At 29.9% G+C, this 24,090-nt stretch carries 19 protein-coding genes; 5 read left to right on the top strand and 14 right to left on the bottom strand.

Annotation, left to right across the window (positions count from 1 at the left end):
* The 13 genes from H6X70_RS10170 to H6X70_RS10110 all read right to left on the bottom strand — a co-directional run bounded on the left by H6X70_RS10170 (window position 1) and on the right by H6X70_RS10110 (window position 14,642).
* A complete protein-coding gene (locus tag H6X70_RS10170) occupies window positions 1-1,107 on the bottom strand; it encodes a glycosyltransferase family 1 protein (protein WP_194767572.1) in 1,107 nt (368 codons plus the stop codon).
* A 41-nt stretch (window positions 1,108-1,148) separates the two neighbouring features.
* On the bottom strand, window positions 1,149-2,033 hold the full coding sequence (locus tag H6X70_RS10165) for a glycosyltransferase family 2 protein (RefSeq protein WP_194767571.1): 885 nt from the start codon (window positions 2,031-2,033) through the stop codon (window positions 1,149-1,151).
* A gap of 135 nt (window positions 2,034-2,168) precedes the next feature.
* Window positions 2,169-3,137 (bottom strand): glycosyltransferase family 2 protein, encoded by a 969-nt coding sequence (locus tag H6X70_RS10160; protein WP_194767570.1) that lies wholly within the window; start codon window positions 3,135-3,137, stop codon window positions 2,169-2,171.
* A gap of 71 nt (window positions 3,138-3,208) precedes the next feature.
* Window positions 3,209-4,291 carry an EpsG family protein gene (locus H6X70_RS10155; RefSeq protein WP_194767569.1) on the bottom strand — a complete coding sequence of 361 codons (1,083 nt, stop codon included), beginning with the start codon at window positions 4,289-4,291 and terminating at the stop codon, window positions 3,209-3,211.
* 82 nt (window positions 4,292-4,373) lie between these two features.
* Entirely contained in the window at window positions 4,374-4,943 is a 570-nt protein-coding gene (locus H6X70_RS17025) for a serine acetyltransferase (RefSeq protein WP_317171465.1), read from the bottom strand.
* Window positions 4,940-6,052, bottom strand: a complete 1,113-nt coding sequence (locus tag H6X70_RS10145) for a glycosyltransferase family 4 protein (RefSeq protein ID WP_194767568.1) — start codon at window positions 6,050-6,052, stop codon at window positions 4,940-4,942. Before H6X70_RS10145 ends, H6X70_RS17025 begins: the two co-directional genes overlap by 4 nt.
* A 35-nt stretch (window positions 6,053-6,087) precedes the next feature.
* The gene (locus tag H6X70_RS10140) at window positions 6,088-7,188 is read right to left on the bottom strand and encodes a glycosyltransferase family 4 protein (protein WP_194767567.1); all 1,101 of its coding nucleotides are present in this window, start codon (window positions 7,186-7,188) and stop codon (window positions 6,088-6,090) included.
* Window positions 7,181-8,299 carry a polysaccharide pyruvyl transferase family protein gene (locus tag H6X70_RS10135; RefSeq protein WP_194767566.1) on the bottom strand — a complete coding sequence of 373 codons (1,119 nt, stop codon included), beginning with the start codon at window positions 8,297-8,299 and terminating at the stop codon, window positions 7,181-7,183. The genes H6X70_RS10140 and H6X70_RS10135 overlap by 8 nt, the downstream gene beginning before the upstream one ends.
* A 27-nt stretch (window positions 8,300-8,326) precedes the next feature.
* Window positions 8,327-9,457 (bottom strand): glycosyltransferase, encoded by a 1,131-nt coding sequence (locus tag H6X70_RS10130; RefSeq protein WP_194767565.1) that lies wholly within the window; start codon window positions 9,455-9,457, stop codon window positions 8,327-8,329.
* Window positions 9,454-10,959, bottom strand: a complete 1,506-nt coding sequence (locus H6X70_RS10125) for an oligosaccharide flippase family protein (protein ID WP_194767564.1) — start codon at window positions 10,957-10,959, stop codon at window positions 9,454-9,456. Before H6X70_RS10125 ends, H6X70_RS10130 begins: the two co-directional genes overlap by 4 nt.
* Window positions 10,960-10,989: 30 nt before the next feature.
* Window positions 10,990-12,270: a nucleotide sugar dehydrogenase gene (locus tag H6X70_RS10120; protein ID WP_194767563.1), complete on the bottom strand. Its 1,281-nt coding sequence runs from the start codon at window positions 12,268-12,270 to the stop codon at window positions 10,990-10,992.
* A gap of 2 nt (window positions 12,271-12,272) precedes the next feature.
* Window positions 12,273-13,652 (bottom strand): nucleotide sugar dehydrogenase, encoded by a 1,380-nt coding sequence (locus H6X70_RS10115; protein WP_194767562.1) that lies wholly within the window; start codon window positions 13,650-13,652, stop codon window positions 12,273-12,275.
* 3 nt (window positions 13,653-13,655) lie between these two features.
* Complete coding sequence (locus H6X70_RS10110; RefSeq protein ID WP_194767561.1) at window positions 13,656-14,642, bottom strand: SDR family oxidoreductase; 987 nt, start codon at window positions 14,640-14,642, stop codon at window positions 13,656-13,658.
* A gap of 792 nt (window positions 14,643-15,434) precedes the next feature.
* Between H6X70_RS10110 and H6X70_RS10105 the strand changes: the two genes are divergently transcribed.
* The 4 genes from H6X70_RS10105 to H6X70_RS10090 are packed head-to-tail and all read left to right on the top strand — an operon-like array spanning window position 15,435 to window position 21,677.
* Window positions 15,435-16,565: a DegT/DnrJ/EryC1/StrS family aminotransferase gene (locus tag H6X70_RS10105; protein ID WP_194767560.1), complete on the top strand. Its 1,131-nt coding sequence runs from the start codon at window positions 15,435-15,437 to the stop codon at window positions 16,563-16,565.
* Entirely contained in the window at window positions 16,562-18,514 is a 1,953-nt protein-coding gene (locus tag H6X70_RS10100) for a polysaccharide biosynthesis protein (protein WP_194767559.1), read from the top strand. Before H6X70_RS10105 ends, H6X70_RS10100 begins: the two co-directional genes overlap by 4 nt.
* Window positions 18,515-18,541: 27 nt before the next feature.
* On the top strand, window positions 18,542-19,309 hold the full coding sequence (locus H6X70_RS10095) for a polysaccharide biosynthesis/export family protein (protein ID WP_194767558.1): 768 nt from the start codon (window positions 18,542-18,544) through the stop codon (window positions 19,307-19,309).
* Window position 19,310: 1 nt separating this feature from the next.
* The gene (locus H6X70_RS10090) at window positions 19,311-21,677 is read left to right on the top strand and encodes a GumC family protein (RefSeq protein ID WP_194767557.1); all 2,367 of its coding nucleotides are present in this window, start codon (window positions 19,311-19,313) and stop codon (window positions 21,675-21,677) included.
* 74 nt (window positions 21,678-21,751) lie between these two features.
* Here the strand turns inward: H6X70_RS10090 and aroB are convergent, their stop codons facing one another.
* Entirely contained in the window at window positions 21,752-22,819 is a 1,068-nt protein-coding gene (aroB, locus tag H6X70_RS10085; RefSeq protein WP_194767556.1) for a 3-dehydroquinate synthase, read from the bottom strand.
* 94 nt (window positions 22,820-22,913) lie between these two features.
* Between aroB and H6X70_RS10080 the strand changes: the two genes are divergently transcribed.
* Window positions 22,914-24,089, top strand: a complete 1,176-nt coding sequence (locus tag H6X70_RS10080) for a proline dehydrogenase family protein (protein WP_194767555.1) — start codon at window positions 22,914-22,916, stop codon at window positions 24,087-24,089.
* Window position 24,090: the final 1 nt, after the last annotated feature.

The raw sequence follows: 24,090 nt of genomic DNA, 5'->3' as shown, positions 1-24,090 counted from the left end.
TTAATTAAGTGTTTGTTTTAAATAAAAATTTTGAACTATTTCTGTGTTTTTATAAATATCATAGCCCTTGTTTTTTATCAACTCAAAATTATCTTTTTTCGTTTCCGATTTTTTTTGTAAAATTTTATCAACCCAAACCTCTGGTTCAATGTCAATAGGTAAGTATGTTATATCGTTGGTTAATAATACTTCCTTGGTTATTTTTTCAGAGGCAAAGACTTTCAGTCCTGCAGTTTGAGCTTCAATTAAGGTAACCGGAAGTCCCTCATAAAATGAAGGAAAAACAAATACATCCATCATTTGAAACAATTCAGGTATATCAGTTCTTACTCCTAAAAATTGTACATTGTGTTCTATAGACAAGCTTTTAACTTCTGCCTCCAATTTTTGCCTCATTGGTCCGTCTCCAACTAGAAATAAAACACTGTTAGGGTTTTTAAGTAATAAACTTTTAAATATTCTAAATAAATAAAGATGATTTTTTTGACTCGAAAACCGGCCTACATGTCCAATCACTAATTTGTTTTCTACATTGTATTTATTTTTATAGGTAGCACTAGTTTTGGGGTTATATCTAAATTTTTGGGCATCAATTGCATTATTCATTATGGTAAATGTACTTTTTTCTCCAAACAGCCATTTTCCAGCTTTTTCTCCACAAGAAAAATAATGCGTAGCATAATTACCTATCTTTTTTTTAAGTTGGTATTTAATTATTTTTTTAAAATTTTCTTTTATTGATTCTTTCTTTTGAAAGATATCTATGATGTTTATGGGTTCTATAGCGATGTGTGCATGAGCAATACGGCATGGGATATTTAGTTCTTGTGCTATTTTTAACGGAAAACAACTAAAAGTATTTAGGTGAGAATGCACAATTTTGTACTGTTTATTTTTTTTTAAAAAATCCCGTAACTCATTGTAGTAGCCTTTTGCAAACAAAGGGTTTATAGGGTTTAGTTTGTAGATATTACCTCCTAAACTTATAATTTCATCGTCAAAAGCGCCCTTTTCTTTCCTATGCACAATAAAATCAAATTGAATTTTAGTACGATCTAGAGCTCTATAATAATTCATTATCATAGACTCTGCACCACCTCTGTTCATTATCGTAAAAACCTGTAAAACTCTAATTACCTGCACACTAATTATTTTTTTGTTTTATATAAAATGTAGATATGTAACATAACGCCAAATGGTATAGCTAATACTGTAAGCATTTTGCGTGGAGATTCTGATATAAATGCAGTGTTTTTATTAAATATTGAACTGGATACATAATGAATGGCGTTTTTAAATCTATCCTTAAAAGATTTGCCTAATTGCATTCTACTCTTTCTTGAAAAAGCGAATCCTTTTGGGTGTCGTCTATATTGTTTCAATATATTAAGGCTTGATCCATCTTCCATATATTCAACAATACAAAACACAGCGTTAGTTGTGAGTAATTTGTATTGTTGATCGATTAATTGATATAAGTATCCTAAGGGGACAAACCGTTCTTCTTTATAAATTGGATAGGGTGGGAATTGCTTAACAATAGCTGTTTTATACACCAATTTTTTATCCCCTTTTACATGATGTTTATTATATAAATCGTAAAGTGTGCTTTGTGTAATATTTTCTGGTATTTTAGACCCTATGATATTATCGTTCTTATCAGCGTCTAACCCTACAATTCCAGCTATACTATCATCAAATTCAATTTGCTTCCATAATTCAAGAATGTTCATAACAGCATTCTCTGCAGCCCAATCATCACTATCAATACACATGTTTAAAGGCGTATCAATTAATTTATATGCTGTGTTATGAGCGCCATGCATACCTTGATTCTCTTGATAGTGATATATAATATCTATTTTTTTTTCGTCAACCCAAGAATTTACTAACTGTTTAGTATTATCTGTTGATCCATCATCAATTATGAGCCAAATAAAATTTTTATTATTCTGACTAATTAAACTATTGTAACATTGATGCAAACAATATGCTCTGTTAAAAGTTGGGGTAAAAATGGTTAGTGTTTTCATTTATTAGATAGGAATAATGTAAGAGAAGGTATAACTGATAGGTATATTTAGATAAATAATTTTGGCTGGATTAGTGGTTCAAATACCATTAAAGTGTCTATATAAAACAAAATTTTTATAAAGTTATATTAATTATTATTTGACTAATCTTTTAACGCGGCAAGCTTGAAGAAAAGCTAATTTGTTATTGGCTACATTTGTAAATAATTTCTTTTTTCCTTTTAGATTGTTGGTGCTAATAGGATAGTTATGATTGGATTTTAAGGTGTTAATAATTTCAATTATAAATTCTGTGCTATAATTGAATCTGAAGAGACTAAACATAAGTCCGTATAAAAAGTGATTCAACCAATTACTAAAAGCCACTTTTTTTTCATCTTCATCTATATTTGAAATAAATTGTTTAAGATCATTAGCCACAATTACACTAGCATTAGCTAAATTTTGAAGATGAATTTCAGATCTAGAATTCATCAAGCTAGTAGGATTTTCAAGATAATTATAACAAATAATATCGAGTGTTTTAAGTTTTTTTATGACACTTAAAAGACGTAAACTAAAGTGAAAATCTTCAGGACCTCTAACATCTTCCCTAAAAGTAATATTATTATCTTTTAAAATAGATTTTTTAATAAGTTTACACCAAATCGTATTAGTATAATATTTTTTCTCAAGGGATTGAATAGGGCTGAGAACTTCATTTAAATAAGTAGTTTTTGAAATAATATCACCATTTTCAGTAACTGATTGGTATCCAAAAACATACATGTCAAGTTGACTTTCTAATTCCTTTACGAGGGTTTTGCCCACGTTTGGAACCAAATAATCATCAGCATCAATAAACCAAATATATTCGCCTTTCGCATAAGATAAACCATAGTTTCTTGTATGGCCTGGACCGGCATTTTCTTTAGTAAAATATCTTATACCTAAAATTTCTTTTTCAAGATTTAAACAAATTTTTTCAGATTGATCTGTTGATCCATCATTTACCAAAATTATTTCAAAATTACCCTCCTTGAAATTTTGATTAATAATAGATTCAACACAATTTTTAATTTGTTTTTCAGCATTATATATCGGTATTATTATACTTAATTGCATAGTTTTTATGTGTTAGATTTAATACTATTTATTGTTTTATTTTGTTTTTAATTCTTTTTAATGCTTTCATCTTAACTAATTAGGTACATAAAATAAGTGAAACTGAAATATAATAAAATCACTTTGCCTAAGACGATATGTTGATTTTTGAAAAATTGTTGCTTTAGAAAAGGATAAATAATAATCAACCCCATCATAAACCACGACAAATATGCAAACCTATTTGAAAAGTTAGCTCTAATAACTAAAATCCAAAAGGCATTACATATGGTGTAAGTGATAAATAATTGGTGATAAATTTTATCATTAAATTTTCTTTTAAATATAAAATACCATCCAGCAAATATTGCTCCAGCTCCATATATTAAGAAATCCCAACGAAAACCTGTTCTCGAAAATGTTCCTGCCTTAGCTTCAGTAGTTAAATAAGATAATCTATCACCACCAAAGCCCAAACTAGCAAAAGTAGATTCCCAAAAGCCACCAAGAATTAATGACAATGGAATCGCTGCAAACCAACCATAAATAAAAACTTTTGGTTTGTTATAAAAAACAGATATCGTATAGGCTAAAATGGGTAGAACAACGGTTTGGTGGGTATAACTAGCAATAATAAAAATAATAATCATTAAAGGTTTTTTTCTTCTGTATGAAACTCCAAGAAGAAAAAGCGAGGTAGCCATACCATTACGCATACCATTAACACCGTAAGTCCAGAAAGAAAAGGAAACTAAAAATAACAAAAAACTATAATACCAATATTCTTTAAAAAGTTCTTTTGATATTCTATACATTGGCCATATATAAATTATTGTACAAAGAGCAAAATAGGCCTTTATTGTCATGACGCTTGAACAGAATTTTGTAAAATAATTAAAAAACACATCTTTATCAGTGTTAGCAGGAGCTCCAGCTGCGTATTTATTAAATAAAACCGTGTAATTTACCATGTCACCAAAATATTTACTATAAGGTCGTAAACCCATAAAAAGTAAAACAAATATTAATAATGTATAACCCGACACCCTTATAAATGCAATATTTTTCTTATCCCAAAGTGATAAAATATAACTATGAAATAATGTAAACAAAACCAAAAACAAACAGAAGTGTATGAATATGTCATAATAATATTTCGGGTTAATACTAAACATGGAGAAATGATTTAATGGTTATTATTTGTTTATTACTCATAAACAAAAATATTACCGCATATAATTATTAATATTTTCTATTTTAATTAGTTTGATTTCCTTTTTTTATAATTCTAGCGGGATTACCTACTGCAACCGCGTTATCAGGAACATCCTTTACAACAACGGCTCCAGCCCCTATAATACAATTGTTGCCTATGGTTATTCCGCCTATTATTGTACAATTAGAATACAATTTAACATTATGACCAATTATTGGCCTTTCTCCATCTTTTTCCCCTATAGTTACTAATTGATTTATATATAAGTTTTTCCCAATACTTTTGGCGTTAATAATGGAACTGTAGGGATGGGCTAAAATAACACCACCATCAATATTTGAATTAATATCTATGGTCAATCTATTTTCTTTTGGGTAAAACAACCTAAGAATATTAGTGAAAAATCCTCTAGTTCTAAAGTAAAATAAAGTCCTAAAATATTTACTCTCTGCTAAACTAGCTGTTAAATCGTAAGCCATATGTAAACTGGATTTTCGCTTAGGTTTTAAAGCGTATATGTCTTCAATTATTAATTCTTTGTTTTTATGATTTAAGAATAATAACCAGTGCGGCAAGAAAAATAATTGATGTATAATTTGAAGGATTTTCATAGCTTTTTATTTAAAATTTGATTATCCCATAGTGTCATAATTTTGTTAAGACTATAATCATTAATAGTATTGTAAGCGTTAGTTGCTAATTTTATTCTTAAGGATTCATTCGTTGTGAGTTCTATTAATTTATCGACAAATTCTTTATTGTTTTTATCCTCAACTAATATTCCATCAAAATTATTTTTTAAAATATTTCTAGGACCAGTAGGGCAGTTGAACGAGATAATTGGTAAGCCACAAGATTTAGCTTCTAATAGTACCATTGGAAAACATTCAGCTTCAGAGGTCATTAAATATAGGCCGTTTTCATACATTTTAGTTTTTAAGGAGTTTGTTGAGGGTTTTATTTCAACAAAGTTTGAAAGCTCTAATTTTTTTATTTTTTCATTTAGAGCTTTTACGTATTTTTCTTCGCCATCACCATAAATTTCTAATTTCCAGTCTGTATTGTTTTTTACAAATAGAGACCATATATCTATAAGTGTATCAAACCTTTTTACTTGAGCTATCCTACCGGCCGACATTGCAATATGCTTTCTACCTTGAAATTTTAGGTCATCTTTTATATCGATGTCTATAGGATTGGGTATTACAGCTATATTATCATTTTTATAAAATGTTCGTTCTTCTGGACTCAAAACAATTAAAGTATCTAATTTTGATTGAATTTTTTCTTCAAATTTTTTGAAAACTGATTGTTTTTGTTTTGAAATATGAAACTTTGAAAAATGAAATTCTTTAATAAATTTTGCTTTCGTAATTAATAATGGGAAAAAAAAAGTAACAGGTATATGGTTCGCAATAATTATAAAATCAGGTTTTATATTGCTGATTTTTTTTTGTAATAAAACTAAATTTTTGAAAATTCTGATTAAATTTTTCCGTTTGAAATAGCTTGTATTTCTATCATAATTTATAGATAAATCGTGTAACCTAACTTTTTTGTCTAAAGGGTAAAATGAAGGTTTGCCTTTTTGTTCTGTGGTTATAATATCCACCTGGTAGGATTTAACTGAAACCCAATAATTTGACTTCAAATAAATCAAACTATTGATTCCTCCAATTTCAGAAACTTGATCAGTTAATATTATAATTTTTTTTACCATTTAATTTTATATCATTATAATTTCTAGCAATAAATTTACTTTATTAGAGAGACAAATAATTCATCCCATTGTTTAACAATATTTTCAGGCAGATATCTTTTTACGTTTGTTTTAGCTTGTTTGCCCATTTCCAGCCTTAAATTCTCATTTTCTATGAGTTTAAATAAGGCTGCACTAAATTCTTGTACATCACCATTTTTAATTAAAATACCGTCTTTATTTTCAGTAATAATATCCGAAGGGCCACATGGACAATCAAAAGAAATAGGAGGGACTCCACAAGACATGGCTTCTATAAGCACCATACCGAAACCCTCATATCTTGACGATAATACGTGTATTGATGCTTCCATGAACTTTTCTTTTATATTTTTTTCTGGCTTGTAAAATGTTACATTTTTTTCAATATTCAGTTTATTAGCTAACTCTTTTAAATTATGATCTTTATTAGGGGCGCCGTAAATTTCTAAACACCAATCAGGATGTTTTTTTATAACAATTTGCCAAATTTTTAATAATCGATCATATCCTTTTTGATAGCAATGCTTACCAACGGCAATGACTTTTTTATTTTTAAGTAAGGCACTTTCTTCAGGGTAAAATGATAATGGGTTTGAAATCACTTTTACATTTTGGTTTTTCCATTCAGATACATTACTTTTTGTTAATACAACAAAGGCATCATATGCGTTAGCTCCATAATCCATTATTGCATTTTTTGTTAGGATTTGTAGCTTATTTATTAAGTTTGATTTTGTATTAGATCCAACAATAACCCTAGACACATGCCGCTCATAAACCATAGGGCATGGTTTTTTAATAATTTTAGGGATTAAAAAACCTTTTTGACCATCATCACAGACACTTATAATATCTGGATTAATTAACTTCACTTTTTCTCGAATACCTTTAATATAGTCAAATAGATATTTAATTTTATTAGATGAAATGCTTAAATTATGATGAATAATTTTTGGGCTAAAATCATAAAACAAATTTTCAGTACGATCATTTAATGTTAGAATATGAACTTCATAACCCATTTTTTCTGCTAGGAAACTAGCCTTGATTGATAAAACACGTTCTAGTCCACCTGAATTAGAAATTTGATTGGTTATATATAATAATTTAGTCATAACTAACTTTCAAGGCTTTATCAAGATATTCTTTTGAAGCAGTAATTAACTTATTAAGTTTATTTTCAACTTCTATATAGTTTATAGTGTTTATTTTATGAGAATTAGCCATTTCTGAATTTAAAATTAATAAATCTTCTAGATTTAAAGACTGCAACATATCTCTCATTCTAGTGTTAATTTTTTCCATTCTATTAAAAACAACAAAATCTTTTTGAAAAATAATTGAAAAGGCAACGGCATGAAAACTATTTGCAATTACAAATTTTGCGTTTTTCATTAAGGATAGAAACACATCAGGGCCATTTAAAAAATAGTTTTTGTCGGCATAATTTATCAACTCATTTACGGTAATAATTTTCCAACCATATTTTTGTTTTAAATTAAGTGCCATTGTTTTAATTAAGGGATTGGAATCAAAATCATAAATAAAAATATAATCCTGCTCTACTATTTTTTTATTCTCTAACAACTTCCAATCAGAAGGATTTAATAAAAACACCGGGTCTAATACTTGATGTACGTTGCTAACTCCTAAATCTTCAAGAATTTTTTTACCCGAAGATTCTCTAACAGATATATAATTTAATCGAGATACTTTTTCTTTTACAAAACCTTTAATGTCGTCTTCTAATTTATCTATAGCAAAACTAGCAGCATAAGATAGTTTCAATTTTTCATTAGGAACAAAATCTAGATAAAAGGCAGGGTCTTTTCCATTTTCAAAATAAGAATTCCATATTTGATCACTACCACAAATATAGGCGTCTGCCAACGGTAGGTTGTTTTTTAGCTCTTCATTAGTTTTATATAAATTTTCTGTTGATTTAATAAATTGCTTAGAAAAGGCATCAAATCTTTTCTTGCGTTTTAGATTAATTAATCTTTTAGGAAGCTTTAGCGTTAAATAAACAGCTCTAAAGATTGTGTTTTTTTTAAAAAATGGATGACCAACCGAATCCATTTTAAAATGATTACTTAAATATGAAGGTTTGTAATGTATAGTTTCTGCATCATGACCAAGCTGTTCAAGGTACTTAATTAAAGCGTATTCTTGAAGACTTGCTCCATGATTATAAACTTCATGGCAGGTAATGGTTTTTATTATCATAATTATAAATTCTTAAACTATAATTAGCTAAATGGTATCAAATAAATCGTAAACCAACCTAAGAGTTTTTTCTTTTTCATTATCCTCTTGATGTTTTAAATTATGAATTAGGGTGTTTTTAAAATCATTATTATCGATTATTCTTTTTAAACCATTAGCTATATCTATGGGGGTCATATTTACTATGAGCCCTGTTTTTTCTTGTTTTAGAATGGAGTGAGCTGTAGGGAAATTAGTGGTAACAATGGGTTTACATAAAAGTCCAGCTTCTATAATTGTTCTGCCTAATCCCTCAAACCATGAGCTCTGTAAATAAATATCGGCAGCTTTTATATAAGGGTATGGATTGTCTCTAAAACCTAATAATGTACAATTTTCACTCATCATATTGGTTTCTATTTCATTTTCCAAAAAAGCCCTTTCTGGACCTTCTCCTATAATATAAAGATGTATTTTTTTTGAATTCTCATTAGTTAAAATTTTCATGGCTCTAATAGCAAGTTCAAATCCTTTTTGTTTTGCTAGTCTACCTACAGAAACAATATTTATGCAATTATCACAAAATGTATCTTTTTTAGGTAGCTCTGCACGATTTGTAATTTCATCTGGGTCAATTATATTTCTTATAGAAATAACCTGTTCATTGGGTAGAAATTGTTGCATGGATTCTTTTACAAAATCTGAAACGCCAACAACTTTATTGAAATTTTTATATAAATCCAAATCCATTTTCCAATTATAGCCTGCTTTTTTGTAATCAATATTTACCCAAGCTAGTTTTTTAACTGCATTTATCTTTTGAGACACGTAGTAAGTAGCAAAACCTTGTCCCCAAGCAATAGCTAGATCGTAAGCTTCTTCGTTTTTAGGTATTTTAGAATTAATACTTTTCCAAAATAATTGAGCATTATGGTTTTTATTTTTTATATCTAAAAACCTTAATAATTTAAATTTTATGCGCTCAAAAGCACCAATATTAACATCTGCATGTTTTATATCAATTCCTTGTGGAACAAATTTTTCAAATTCACCACCTTTTACAAATACCATGAGATTGATATCGTATCTACTTAAGTCAATATTATTAAGTAAACTTAATAAACTTTTTTCAGCACCTCCACAATGCAATGATTCAACAAAAAATAAGATTTTTTTCATTTCTTTTTCCGTTTAAACATGTTTAGAATCAACGTTTTTTCATAATTATTCATTAAAAAATAGTATGTTGTTATTAAATAAAGCGATGCATAAACAACAATGCCAAAAACAAAAGAAAACCATGAATTTAGATTGAATTTAGAGATGACATAATAAAAAACAGATGTTAAAATTATAAATACAATCAAAGAAGATAAAAGGCATTCTTTAAAGAATAAAAATATCTTAAAATCAAATTTTTTTCTATAATAGAAATTCATAATAATACTGTTTATAGCCATAGCTAATACAAGCGGTATAACGACTCCAAAAATCCCATAAACTTTGGTTAAAAGAAAACTTAAAGCAATTGCAATTGTTACCGTTAAAGCACTTATAATTGATTTATATCTATTTAATCTTTTAGCTTCAAGTATAGAATTTCCAAAAGACTGTATTAAAGGCAGTGTTAGAACAGACATGTATAATAGAGCTACAGCCCACGATTGTATATAAGCTTCGCCTACCCAAAGAGAGATAAATGCTCTCCCGAATAAAATAAAACCACTTATTACTAAAAGTAATATAAATGTATTTAGCCTTCCAATTTTTATCATGGCTTCTGTTAAATCAATCCCACTGCTTTTTCTTACAACCATTTGGGTAGCTCTAGGGATTAAAACACTATTAATTCCAGAAGCAAATGCACCATAATAACCGCCTAGCATCACACCTATACCGTATATTGCAACCGTTGTAGTATCTGTGTTAATTCCTAGTATGATTTGGCCGGTATTCCATTGAAATTTAAAGACGATGGCAAATAAAAACACCCATATGGAGTAATTAAAAATATCCTTTACTAGTTTTTTGTTAAATAGCTTTAGTGGGATTTGAACCCCTAGCTTTTTTCTAACAAATATTGCAGATACTATTATTATCATAAGAGTTAAAACGGTATCAATAACTACAATACTTATACCTTTTCCTCCCATTAATAAAGCACAGAAAATGACTATTGCTCTAACTATGTATTTAATAATTGACAGCAAATTAGGAAACACAAAGCTTTCGTAACCACTACATATAGCCGAAAAAGCTCCACCAGGTAAAGCTATAGCAATGTTTCCTACCAAAATAATAAACATGATTTTACCTATTCTTAACTCTTCTGTTGTTAACGAATCAGCAAAAACGGAGTCCAATTTAAAATACAAGAAGTATCCTATAATGGTTAAAACTAAAGAAATTACTATGTAAATCCACATTGTAGTTCCCAAAAACTCTTGCTCTCCTTGTTTATCATTTTTAGCCTTATATTTGGCAACGTACCTGATAATAGCATTATTAATCCCAAGGTTCATTAAACCAAGATATCCTACAAAAGAACCAATTAGAATATATACACCGTACTCCGAATCGCCCAAATTTTTAATAATAAAAGGGGTAAGGAGTAATCCTACTATATTTGTTAAAACAATTTTTATATAAGTTAAAACGGCTCCTTTTTTTAATTGACTCAAAATATAGGGTAGATTTTAGTTTTAAAATTGTTATAATTTTCCATGAACATACTCCTTTAAAATTCCTTTTACATCATATAAAATACCCTTAGGTTTTAATAATTTGCTTAAGTTTTCCTGTAAAAACTCCTGATGAGCAACGGTTAAAACTATGGCGTCAAATTTTTCATTGGGCAATTGTTTTACAGTATCTAGATTATATTCATGTTTTACTTCATTCGGGTTTGCCCAAGGGTCGTAGATAGTAACATTCGTTCCGTAGCTTTTAAGTTGATTTATGACATCAACTGCCTTGGTATTTCTAACATCTGGACAATTCTCTTTAAATGTAATCCCTAAAGCCAAGATATTAGCTCCTTTAATACGGATATCATTTTTAACCATTAATTTGATGACTTCTGAAGCAACATATTGCCCCATGCTATCATTTACACGACGTCCGGCTAAAATGATTTCAGGATGATACCCAACTTCTTGTGCTTTTTGCGCTAAATAATAAGGGTCTACACCAATACAATGCCCACCAACAAGTCCAGGTTTAAATGGTAAGAAATTCCATTTAGTACCAGCAGCCTCCAAAACGGCATGTGTGTCAATATCCATTAAATTGAATATTTTTGCTAATTCGTTAACAAAAGCAATATTAATATCACGTTGCGAATTCTCAATCACTTTTGCAGCTTCAGCTACTTTTATAGTAGGAGCTAGGTGGGTGCCAGCGGTAATAACACTTGCATATAACGCATCCACTTTTTTACCAATTTCCGGCGTTGATCCTGCGGTAACTTTCAAAATTTTATCAACAGTATGCAATTTATCACCAGGATTAATACGCTCTGGGGAGTAACCAGCATAAAAGTCTTTATTGAATTTTAATCCACTAATTTTTTCAAGAACAGGGACACATTCATCTTCAGTAACACCAGGGTAAACAGTAGACTCATAAATAACAATATCTCCTTTTTTTAATACTTTGGCCACCGTTTCGCTAGACTTATAAAGTGGTGTTAAATCTGGTCTGTTGTTTTTGTCTATCGGTGTAGGTACAGTTACTACATAATAATTGCAGTCTGCAATATCATCTAAATTTGAAGAACAATAAAGACCTAAAGTATCATCGGAAGTTGTCTTTAATACAGATTGTAATACCTCTTTTTCAACTTCTAAGGTAGCATCAATACCTTTTTGTAATTCAGCAACTCTTTCATTGTTTATATCAAACCCTACAACAGCATATTTTGTTCCAAAAAGGCGAGCAAGTGGTAAGCCAACATACCCAAGACCTATAACTGCAATTTTCTCTTTACTCATAATTATTGTCCTATTGAATAGTATTCAAATCCAATTTTTTCCATCTCCGATTTTTCTAAGATATTCCTACCGTCAAAAATGAAGGCTGGTTTTTTCATATCGGCATAGATTTTTTTCCAATCGTATGTTTTAAATTCATCCCATTCTGTCATAATAGCCACCGCATGGGCATCTTTCAATGCGTCGTATGGTGACGATGATGTACTAACACCAGCTTCATTTTCATCTTCAGTTCTGGTATTTAAATAATTTAAATCGGTTTGAATTTTATTATGAGGTACCTTAGGGTCGTAAACAGATATGTTTGCCTGTTCATTTAACAAATGATCTGTAACATAAATAGCAGCCGACTCCCTGGTATCGTTTGTGTCTTTTTTAAAAGCCCATCCTAGCATTCCTATTTTTTTTCCGGAAACCGTGTTGTATAGAGTTTTTATTAGACGGTCTGAAAAACGTCTTTTCTGATGATCATTCATTAGTATGACCTGTTCCCAGTAGTCAGCGACTTCATTTAAACCATAACTTTTTGCAATATAAACAAGGTTTAAAATATCTTTTTGAAAACAAGAACCTCCAAAACCAACTGAGGCATGTAAAAACTTAGATCCAATTCTAGAGTCCATACCTATTGCTTTAGCAACTTCATTGACATTAGCTCCAGTTTGTTCACATAATTCAGAAATAGAATTTATTGAAGAAATACGTTGCGCTAAAAAGGCATTGGCTGTTAATTTAGACAACTCGGAAGACCATAAATTGGTTGTCAGAATTTTTTCTTGAGGCACCCAACTTTTGTAAATATTAGCCAGACACTCTATGGCTTCATCAGATTCTCCTCCAATTAAAACACGATCTGGATTTAGTAAATCGTTAACGGCAGTTCCTTCAGCTAAAAATTCAGGATTCGATAAGATATCAAATTTAAAATCACTACCAGAATTGTGTAGTATGCTTTTTATAGTTTCTGCAGTTCTAACAGGTAAAGTCGATTTTTCGACTACAATTTTATCAGTTTTGGCAACTTCTGCAATATTTCTAGCACAAAGCTCGATATATTTTAAATCTGATGCCATTCCTTTTCCTTTACCATAGGTTTTAGTTGGAGTATGTACCGAGATAAAAATCATTTCAGAATTATTGATAGCAGTGTTTATATCTGTAGAAAAAAACAAATTTTTATTTCTGTTAGACTTTATTATTTCAGCCAATCCTGGTTCGAAAATAGGAAGTTTCGATAGGTCTGAATCATTCCATGCCGCAATACGATCTGCATTAATATCAACTATTGTGATATTTATATTTGGGTTGTTTTTAGCTATAACGGCCATTGTAGGGCCGCCTACATAGCCAGCTCCGATACAACAAATGTTTTTTATTTTCATAATTTATTTTAAGTTGTCCCAATACCAAGTCACAGCTTCTTTTAAACCGTTACTTATATCAAATTCAGGGTTGTAATTCAGTAATTTTTTTGCTTTATCAATAGATGCTAAAGAATGGGGGATATCCCCAACTCTATTATCTCTATATTTTATTTCAATTGTATTAATGTCTTTATCAAATTCTGATAAATAATTTTTTAATAAGGTGGCCAGTTCTATTAAAGTAGTTCTTTCTCCATATGCTACATTATAAACGGTGTTTAATGCATTTTTGTTATCTGTTGTTAATGCCTTAATATTCATTTGAACCACATTATCTATATATGTAAAATCACGAGAATAACTACCGTCTCCGTTTATTACTGGAGATTCGTGGTTTATATATTGTTGGACGAATTTAGGAATAACAGCAGCATAAGCACCATTGGGGTCTTGTCTTTTTCCAAAAACATTGAAATAACGTAATCCAATGGTTTCTAAATTATATGTGCTAGAAAAAATGTCAGCGTAAAGTTCATTAACATATTTAGTAATGGCATATGGAGACAAAGGTTTTCCTATAACGTCTTCAACTTTTGGTAAAGCTTCATGGTCGCCATATGTTGACGAGCTCGCAGCATATACAAAGCGTTGTACTTTAGCGTCTCGAGCAGCAACAAGCATGTTTAAGAAACCAGAAACATTAACGTCGTTTGTTGTAATAGGATCGTTAATAGATCTTGGCACAGAGCCTAAAGCCGCTTCGTGTAAAACATAATCGACACCTTTACAAGCTTTATGGCAGTCTTGAAGATTTCTAATATCACCTTCAATAAGCAAGAAGTTAGGATTGTTTAGAAAAGGGCTTATGTTTTCTTTTTTTCCTGTAGAAAAATTATCTAGGCATATGGTATTAACGTTATTAGTTAGAAGTATTTCACAAAGATTAGATCCTATAAATCCTGCGCCTCCTGTTACTAACACAGTTTTGTTCTGTAGATTTTTAAACATTAATTTGGGTTTTTTAATAACTCGAACAAATATGAAAAAAAATATTTTACTAAAAGATATTATTATACTAAGTAGATGTTTTTCACGATAAAGTGTTTATATTAATTCTGAAATGATTTTAATCGATAAAACAGGTCATACAGCTTGATTTGGACTTTATTTAAGTTTTATGCCAAGCCACTTTATGGTTAACTTTTAAGAATCAACTGTTTAAATATTTGTAAATGTATTCGCATAATTAATAAATGCATTTCGATTTAAAATCTTACAACTAAGAACGAACTCTATTTTAGTACTAAAAATTAAAGTACTAAATATAATACCCCAGGTTTAACGTGGTTTTTTGTCTTGAAATTAATTATTTCCAACTTTAAACATCTAAATGGAGTGAGTTACTTTCGTTAAATAACTAATTTTTCAGTTGTAAATAATCTATAATGTAGTTAACCGATTATTATAACGCTTTTAGCGAATTAAGTAAAATGAAGTGTTAGTGCATGAAAACAATTACTAAATTTACAATGTTAAATACAAATTTGAATTGATTAATAGCCCGTTAATTTATTTGTGTTAAAATAATAGATATTTAAAACTCTCTATAAATATCTTAAAACAATTTAAGGTTGTGATTTTTTAATACAATAACGGTAATAACAATTTACGATTTGGTTTTAAATGAAAGGGGAATTCAACCACATTTTTTATTTTATCAATTATCGTAGACCAATATACTATGAGAGATTAGTGTATGGAAAAAACTGTAAATAATTAATTTGATAAATAAAAGTTTTAATGCTTACTAAAACAAAAATATACTTGTCATCCCCTCATATGGGAGGCTCAGAACAAAAGTTTGTTACTGAAGCTTTCGATACTAATTGGATAGCCCCATTAGGACCAAATGTTGATGGTTTTGAAAACGACATAAAACATTATTTAGGTAACAATAAAGAGGTTGCTGTTTTAAGTTCTGGAACAGCTTCAATTCATTTAGCTTTAGAGTTGTTACAAGTTTCACATGGCGATGAAGTATTATGCCAAAGTTTTACTTTTTCAGCATCAGCAAATCCTATTATCTATCAAGGAGCTACACCTGTTTTTATTGATAGCGAACCAGGTTCTTGGAATATGTGTCCTGAATTATTAGAGATTGCGATTCAAGATAGAATCGAGAAATATAAAAAACCTAAAGCAATAATCGCGGTGCATTTATATGGTATGCCTTATAATGCAAGTGAAATAAATAGGATTGCTCAAAAATATGAAATTCCTGTTATCGAAGATAGTGCAGAAGCTTTAGGTAGTACATATTACAATCAAGCCTGCGGAACACTTTCTGACATTGGAATCTTATCATTTAATGGGAATAAAATCATAACCACCTCAGGCGGCGGTGCTATGATTGTAAATAATAAAGAAACAAAAGACAAAGTTGTTTTTCTTTCTACACAAGCCAGAGACAATGCACCACATTACGAACACACTTCTATTGGTTATAATTATAGAATGAGTAATGTTTTAGCAGGAATTGGTAGAGGTCAAATGGAAGTCTTGGATGATAGAGTACAAGCAAGGCGTAGAAATTTTGCTTTTTATAAAGCAAATTTAGAAAATTTTGAATCTGTAACATTTCAAGAAGAAGGTGAGAACAGTTATTCAAACAGATGGATTACTTGTATAAAAACAGATTCATTTGCTAAAAGGGAACACATAAGATTGGCTTTGCTTGAAGACGATATTGAGTCTAGACCATTATGGAAGCCTATGCATTTACAACCAGTTTTTAAGGATTATCTTCATTTTACAAATGGAGTTTCAGAAGATTTATTTGATAAAGGACTTTGTTTGCCTAGCGGCTCAAATTTAAGTCAAGAAAACTTAGAAAGAATTGTTAGTATAATAATTAAAACCCCAAACTTATGATGAAGAATTACGTTTCATATCTTTCTCATAAATATGCATCAAAATGGTTAGTATTTGGTATCGACCTAAGCTTTGTATTAATAACTTTTTTACTTGCATATTTAATACGTTTTAATTTTACGCTTAATTTTGATTTACAACATCTTATTATGCAACTACCTTTTCTTATGGTTGTTGCTTCATGTAGTTTTTATCTTGTAGGTTCTTTTAAAAGCGTAATTAGACACACGGGGTTCACCGATGTTATTAATTTGTTTAAATCAATTATGCTTATGTCAGGAATTTGCGTGGCACTGGTTTTTTTGAATAGAACAATTAATATTCTTCCCAGTTTTACTATTCCACTTTCAATAATTGTTATGCACGCTTTACTTAGTTTTGTACTGTTAGCATCAAGCCGATTAGTTTTTAAAATGGCGTTTAAATATTTAAACTGTAAATTAAATGCTTCCAAACGTGTTTTAATCTATGGTGCGGCCGATTCAGGTATTGTAACCTACAACGCATTAGTTAGTAATATAAATGCTTCTTTTCAAGTTGTTTCTTTTATAGATGATAATCCTAAGAAAAACGGAAAAAAAATAAATGGTATTCCTATTCTAAATAGCACACAAATTACAAATAGTTATATTGAATTAAATAATATTGATGAAATTGTAGTAGCATCACAATCCCTTACTTCGGTTAAATTAATGCACCTGGTTGATAAGTTAATCGATTCTAACGTGAAGATTACTAAAGTGCCACCTATTGAGCAGTGGATAAATGGGGAGTTAAGTACTAAGCAAATAAAACAGGTTCAAATTGAAGACTTGTTAGGTCGTGCACCAATTGAAATTAATAACCCGAATCTTTTAAATGAGTTTAGAGGTGAAACTGTTATTGTTACAGGTGCAGCTGGCTCAATTGGCAGTGAATTAGCAAAACAACTTTCTAATTTTGATGTTAAAGAATTAATTTTAGTTGACCAAGCAGAGTCTCCATTATATGATGTTCAACAAGATTTAAAAAGAGCTGGTAAATATAATTTCACGGCAATTGTAGCCGATATTCGAGATAATTCTCGTCTAGATTCTATTTTTCAAAGACATAAGCCAACAATGGTGTTTCATGCGGCAGCATATAAACATGTTCCCTTAATGGAACAAACTCCATATGAAGCTATTAAAATTAATGTGCACGGTACAAAGCTTTTAGCAGACACAGCTTCAAGATATCATGTTAAAAAGTTTGTTTTTGTTTCTACCGATAAAGCAGTAAACCCAACAAGTGTTATGGGGGCTACAAAAAGAATGGCAGAAATGTATATTAGTTGTCTTCAAAAGGAAAGTAAAACTAAATTCATAACTACAAGATTTGGTAATGTTTTAGGCTCTAACGGTTCTGTAATTCCACTATTTAAAAAACAAATTGAAAATGGAGGCCCTTTAACCTTAACACATCAAGAAATTACAAGATATTTTATGACCATCCCTGAAGCTTCACAGCTAGTTCTTGAAGCAGGAACAATGGGAAAAGGTGGTGAAATCTTTATTTTTGATATGGGTGAATCGGTTAAAATATTTGATTTAGCTAAAAACATGATAAAACTTTCTGGTTTAAGATATCCAGAAGATATCGACATAAAAATTACGGGGCTAAGGCCAGGGGAAAAGCTTTATGAAGAATTACTTGCAAACGGAGAAAACACACTCTCAACTTATCACAAAAAAATTATGATTAGTAAAACAAGGGAATTGCTCTATGATAAAGTGAAATTAGAAATAGAAGAGTTGTGTAAAATAAATCGTTTTCAAAATAATAACATTGTTATGAAAATGAAACGAATAATTCCAGAATATAAATCAAATAATTCTGATTATGAAAAATTTGATAAGCAAGTGCAGAATTATAAAAAATCTAAAAATTTGAGCATAAATTCCACAGAAAAAGCCTATAAAAATTTATAAAATTTTGCTTCCCCAAATTATTATAATATGAAAATATTGAAACCTATATTCAAATTAATCGCTCCTTTATTAATAGTCTTAGCTACTGTTACATCATGTACAACCAAAAAAGAAGTCGTTTATTTTCAGAATGCTAAAAATTCAGAAACGATAGTAGATACAGATACGTTCAATGCTAAATTGAAAATTGGAGATATTTTAAACATCTATATTTCAACACTTGACTTAACCGTTACTAAGCCTTATAATCTTGTTCAATCTACAGGGACATTGAGTACAGCTGTAGATTATTTGATAGATCCAGACGGTACTATTGATTATCCCGTTTTAGGTAAAATTAAGTTGATAGGATTAACAATTGAAGAAGCTAAAGATGTTTTTAAGAAAAAATTTGAAGATGGAAAGTTGCTTAAAAACCCGGTTGTAATTATAAGAATTAAAAACTTTAAAATTTCTGTATTAGGTCAGGTTAATAGTCCAGGGGTTTATCCTATTTCAGGTGAACGTGTTTCTATTTTGGAGGCTCTAGCGAGTGCAGGCGATTTATCCATTACTGCTAGAAGGGATAATATATTAGTTATTAGAGATTTTAATGGTTCTAAAACCTATACAAGAATCGATCTAACAAGTAAAGAGGTTTTCAATTCTCCTGTATATTTTTTAACTCAAAACGATGTAGTGTATGTTGAGCCTAATACAAAAGGAATAAGTGCTGGTTCGGGAGATACAAGAATAGGCTTATTAGCTTCTTTATTAGGTTTGGTAGTAGCTGTAGGAGTTTTAATTAATCAATAAAATGGAGGATTTAGTTCAAAATAAAAATAGTAACAATAAAAGTTTTGATTTTAAGAAAACTATAAATTTATACACTAAACATTGGAAATGGTTTCTTATTAGTTGTATTGTTTTTCTATCCTTAGCTTATTTAAAAAACAGGTATACAGTACCTGTTTATTCGGCAACTGCTAAAATAATGTTATCAGATGATAAGGGATCGGGTAAGGAGTTGTTAAATGATTTATCTGTACTTTCCTCTAGTCAAGATACTCAAGTTGAAGATGAAATTCAGGTTATAAAATCTAGAGAATCATTTAAGGCCATTATTAAAAAGTTGCGATTGAATGTTCAATATTTCAAACTTGGAAGGTTAAATGATTCAGAGCTTTATAAAAGTTCGCCCATAGAGGTCGCTTTTAGTGAGCCTGATTCTATAATAAACAATGTTAATGCAACTCTACATTTAAAAATTACATCTCAAACTGAGTTTGAATTTTCTATTGGTGATCAAATTGAACCAAAAGTATATGCCTTTGGGGAATCAATTGCGACTCCTTTTGGAGATATAAAGATTTTAGCAAACCAATCAAAAATTGAAAAAATTGTTGGTTCATCAATTAGAATAGAAATTAAATCAGTTGAGGATCTATCTAAATACTTAAAATCTAATATTTCAATCTTTCCTTCAGATAGAAATGCATCAAAGGTATTAGACATATATTTAGAAGATAGGAATGTTAATAAAGCAATTGATATTATTAATGAATTAATTAATCAGTATAATTTATCTGCCGAGAGACTAAATAAAAATAGAGCTTTAAATACAGCAAATTTTATCCACGAAAGAGTAAATAATATAGCTCAAGATTTGATTAGTGTTGAGGATAGCATCGTTCGATTTAAAGCTTCAAATAAAATTACAGATATTTCAAGTGGTAGTGTTAACTTATCAACATCTAGTATTTCAAATGAAGCGCGTTTACAAGAGTTGATGACACAATTAAACATGTTAAACTACGTACAAAAAACGCTTAAAAATGCAAATATGGAGAGTTTACCTTCCAACTTAGGAGATGAAGGTGGTTTATCTGCATTGGTGTTAAAATATAATGAGTTGTTGGAAAGAAGGAGTGTTTTATTAAAAAGTGCTGGTGAAAATAATTCTGTAGTTATTGAAATAAATCAAAACCTTAATTCGCTTAAATCGAATTTATTAGGGACTATAAATAGTAGTATTTATACATTAAATATTCAAATTAATAGTATACAAAATCAGCAAAGTAAAATTAATACAAAGTTTTCATCAATTCCTCGACAAGAAAGTAAATTAATGTCTATCGAGAGAAGACAAAATATTAAAGAACAATTGTATTTATATCTTCTACAGAAACGAGAAGAAGCAGAAATTTCTCAAACCACATCTGTTCCAGTTTCTAAAACTATCGACCCTGCTTATAGTTTAGGAGCTATTCAGACTAATGGTAGAATTGTTTATTTTGGAGCCCTTTTTATGGGTTTAATGTTGCCTTTTATGTTTATTTATGTAGCTGATTTATTAGATAATAAAATTCATAATAAGGAAGATTTAGAAAACGAAATTTCAAATATATCTGTGTTAGGAGAGATTCCAAATGTGAAAGGAAGTGAAGGAAAATTAATTAAATTTAATGATAGATCTATTCTCTCTGAATCTTTTAGAATTATCCGTACGAATTTTGAATTTCTCAGAAGGGATAAAAATGTTCAAAAATACAAGAATGTTATCTTCGTTACATCAACAATTAATGGTGAAGGAAAATCATTTGTGAGTTTAAATGCCGCGTTAACTCTAGCAAATACAGGAAAAAAAGTGCTTTTAATTGGTGCCGATTTAAGAAACCCTCAAATATTTTCTGCTATTTCTAAGGATATAAATGAGAAGCGTTCAAAAATAGGGTTATCAGAATATTTATCAGATTATACCATTCAATTGAGTGACATTATAAATTCGCATGCTATTAATAATGTTAATATTGATATGCTTTTATCTGGTAAAATACCTCCAAATCCAGCCGAATTATTAATGGATGAAAGGATGAAAGATTTATTCGATGCTGTTTCTGAAACATACGATTATGTTGTTGTTGATACTGCGCCATCAATGTTAGTTACAGATACTTTATTAATGCATGAGTATGCAGGACACACCATATATGTTACTAGAGCTGGGTATACTGAAAAACGTATATTAAATTTTGTAAATGAATTGCATGCTAAAAATAAGCTAAACCACATGATGCTTATTATTAATGATGTCAAGGAATCTAATTTTGGTTACGGCGCACGCTATGGGTATTATGGTACACCTGAAAAGAAAAGTTTCTTTAAGCGTAAAAAGAAAGCGTAATATTTTATAGAAATCAAAAAAAAGAGGCTGTCTTATCTGGACAGCCTCTTTTTTAATTAAAAGTTTTTAATGAATTAATTTGCGTAAAAATCAAAGGCGTTAAGGATCACTTCATCTTCAACTAAGCAGTCAATTTTAGGTTTTCCTATAGCTTCTAGTAATACGAAATTGATATTTCCATGATTATTCTTTTTATCGTATTTCATTAATTCCATAATTGCAGAACGTTCGTTTTTCTCGATCTCCACTTTACCATAATAATTTGTAAATAGCGATTTAATTGCTAAAGTGGTTTCTTTTGGAAAGCCAACAAGTTCTGTTGAAATATAACATGCTAATATCATTCCTACAACTACAGCTTCACCGTGTAGTAAGTTTGTTTTGTTTGGGCTGCTTAAGAAATACGATTCAATGGCATGACCCAATGTGTGTCCGAAATTTAATGTTTTTCGTAATCCGTTTTCAAAGGGATCAATTTCTACCACATTCTTTTTAATAACGACAGATTCGTGAATTAATTCATCTAAATCATTTAAAGATAAAGCAGATAAATCTTGAAATTTATTCCAATAACTTTCCCCTGTGATTAGTCCGTGTTTTAGCATTTCGGCTAATCCAGAACGCATTTCGTTTTGCGGTAATGTATCTAAATATTTTGTATCAATTAAAACCAAATCAGCATTACTAATTACACCTATTTGATTTTTTAAATGCCCTAAATCTACACCTGTTTTTCCTCCAACCGATGCATCAACCATAGAAAGTAGGGTAGTAGGTACATTTACATAAGCAATACCGCGTTTAAAAGTACAGGCAACAAAACCACCTAAATCGGTTATTACGCCACCACCAACATTAATCATTAAACTTTTTCTATCGGCATCTAATTCAGAAAGTGCATTCCATACACCCACACAAGTTTCAATGGTTTTATTGGCTTCGCCAGATTCAATTTCTATAATCTCAACAGTTAGTTCTGTTTGTAATTTTTCTAAAAAAAGAGGTAGACAATATTGATGCGTGTTTTCATCAACTAAAATAAAAATTTTCGAAAAGTTGTGTTTTTTAAAATGTTCGTTTAAAGACGAATAACAAGTATTATTGAAATGAATAAGGCTATCATTTGCCGCAATAGAATCCATATATGTTAAATATTATTTAAAGCCGTGAAATTAAGGAGATTTTATATAAAATGGTAATTAACCTATAATTATATTTACGCAAAAATATACCATAATGAGAACAGATTTGATATTTAATAACACAGAAATTGCATTTTCCTTAAAATCTGATTCAGAATTAGAACGTGCTTACTTTTTGTTTAAAATGATATCTGTAGCTCCGCTAGTTAAAATTGGAGCTGTGGCAACTAATTTAGCTTTAAAAGCAAATTTACCCATCGAGGGCTTAATTCGCTCTACTGTTTTCGACCATTTTTGTGGTGGTGTTAATGAGAATGATTGCGTATCGGTTATTGATAAGTTGTATACAAAAAAAGTCTGTTCGGTATTAGATTATAGTGTTGAAGGGAAAGAAAATGAAGATGAATTTGATGCTGCCATGCATAAGATTTTAGAAATCATTGATTTTGCTAAAGCTAAGGAAGCTATTCCAATTGCCGTTTTTAAACCCTCGGGGTTTGGGCGTTTTGCTTTATATGAAAAAATGAGTAGCCGAAAAGCGTTAACAGAAAAAGAACAAGCCGAGTGGGATCGTGTTGTTTTAAGATATGATAAAGTGTGTGCTAAGGCTAAAAAGAATGACGTTGCGATACTAATTGATGCTGAAGAAAGTTGGATGCAAGAAGCAGCTGATATTTTAGTCACTCAAATGATGAAAAAATACAACACCGAAAAGCCTATTGTATTTAATACATTGCAAATGTATAGACATGATAGGTTAAAATTTTTGGAAGTAGAGCATGAAGTTGCACAAAGAGAAAATTACTTTTTAGGCTATAAATTGGTTCGAGGCGCTTATATGGAGAAGGAAAATGAACGAGCAGAAGAATTAAATTATAAATCCCCTATTTGTGCAAGCAAAGCGCATACCGATCAAAACTTTAATGCAGGATTAAGATATATGTTAGAAAATTTGGATGACATATCATTATTTGCTGGAACTCACAATGAAGACAGCGCCTATCTGCTCATGGATTTGATGGAAGAAAAAGGATTAGCGCCTAACGATTCTCGCATTTGGTTTGGTCAATTATACGGTATGAGTGACCATATCAGCTTTAATTTATCTAAAAAAGGGTATAATGTAGCTAAATATATTCCGTTTGGCCCAGTTAAGGATGTGATGCCATATTTAATTAGAAGGGCTGAAGAAAACACTTCGGTAGCCGGACAAACAGGACGAGAATTAGCCTTGTTAGCTATGGAAAAGCAACGAAGAAAAGCACTTTAAA

It is taken from the genome of Tamlana sp. I1, from assembly GCF_015355625.1.
Taxonomy (GTDB): Bacteria; Bacteroidota; Bacteroidia; order Flavobacteriales; family Flavobacteriaceae; genus Pseudotamlana.
Note: the sequence above shows the minus strand (reverse complement) of the source record. Positions and strands in the feature narration are given on the sequence as shown.